This window comes from Myxococcus sp. AB036A (assembly GCF_006547355.1).
Taxonomy (GTDB): Bacteria; Myxococcota; Myxococcia; order Myxococcales; family Myxococcaceae; genus Myxococcus; species Myxococcus virescens.
In genome coordinates this window covers 1-1,047 of sequence record NZ_VHLC01000221.1, presented here as the reverse complement: position 1 = coordinate 1,047, position 1,047 = coordinate 1, and the positions used below count along the sequence as shown (strand labels likewise).

The window sequence follows — 1,047 nt, the reverse complement described above, 5'->3', positions numbered from 1 at the left end:
TGCTGGAGCCGCCGAAACTCCCTGCGCGCCTGTCGACGCAATTCCTCAATGCTTCCAGGCAGAGTGTTGAGCAGGGCCTTCTTGACGCTCGCATTGCACTGCTCTTCGGGATTGAGGTCCGGGGTGTAGGCGGGCAGGAAGTACACGCGGAAGTCCCGTGGGTATCGCGTCAAAAAGCGTTGCACATTCGCTGCGCGATGAGCCTGCAGCCTGTCCCACACCAGCCACACAGGTCGGCCGCCCAGGCGCTGATGCAGGTAACGCAGGAAGGCAATGACGTCGGAGCCATGGACGCTGCCCTCGATATGCCGGGCGAACAGGCGTGGACGCTCACCTGGGCGAAGCGGTGCCGTCAGGGCAACCATGCTCGTCACTTCCCTCCGGTATCTCTCCACCCGGCGCAGCACAGGGGCATGAGCCACCGGTGCCCATGTGCTGCCTATACGGGCCCGAAACGAGTGACCCGTTTCGTCCAGGAGGGCAAGCACTGCCCCGCTTCGACGAGCCCCCTTTTGATGAGCGGCCAATCGCGCCGGAGCCACGCTTGAACGAGCGCATCATCCCGCTCACGAGCCTGGGTGGTCGGCCGCTGCGGGCTGAAGCCCAGGCGGCGCAACGGGCCGCCCAGGTAATTCGGGTGGTAGCGCACGCCGTAGCGACGTTGGATGACATTCGCGACACGCCGCAGCGTCCAGCGCTCGGTGGGAAAGCCTGCTACGAGTGCGCCCGCGCGCAGGGTGCTTGCTACCTGCTGCCATTGCGTGGGCGTCAATCGCGAGCGTCGCCCTGGGTGTCGGCGTGCACGCAGCGCACGCAGACCGCCCGAACGCAGCCGTGCGGCCCATTTGCTCACCGCCGCCTCGGACACCCCGAACTCGCGCGCGACGCGCACCTGCGGAACGCCGCGACGCAGCAGACGTGCTGCCTCAAGGCGCCGCTCCTGCTGCTGCTCGGCGGAGAGCCGGCGAGGCTGCCAAGCCATGGGAAGTGCACCTCCTCACGAACTCAACAGCCTCGCTCTTAACCTCACTCCCTGAAGCTCATTAG

General features: G+C 66.4%; 2 protein-coding genes. Both read right to left on the bottom strand.

Translation table 11 applies throughout. The annotated features are described in order from the left end of the window. Positions 1 to 488 (bottom strand): transposase (locus FL344_RS38160; RefSeq protein WP_228565669.1); only part of this gene is annotated, 488 nt, incomplete at its 3' end. Further along, the gene (locus tag FL344_RS38155) at positions 440 to 982 is read right to left on the bottom strand and encodes a winged helix-turn-helix domain-containing protein (RefSeq protein ID WP_141594699.1); all 543 of its coding nucleotides are present in this window, start codon (positions 980 to 982) and stop codon (positions 440 to 442) included. The genes FL344_RS38160 and FL344_RS38155, both read right to left, overlap by 49 nt. Positions 983 to 1,047: the final 65 nt, after the last annotated feature.

What these genes read in the sequence shown, in the direction of transcription:
- FL344_RS38155 (WP_141594699.1), bottom strand. Translation starts at nt 982, where the DNA reads ATGGCTTGGCAGCCTCGCCGGCTCTCCGCCGAGCAGCAGCAGGAGCGG.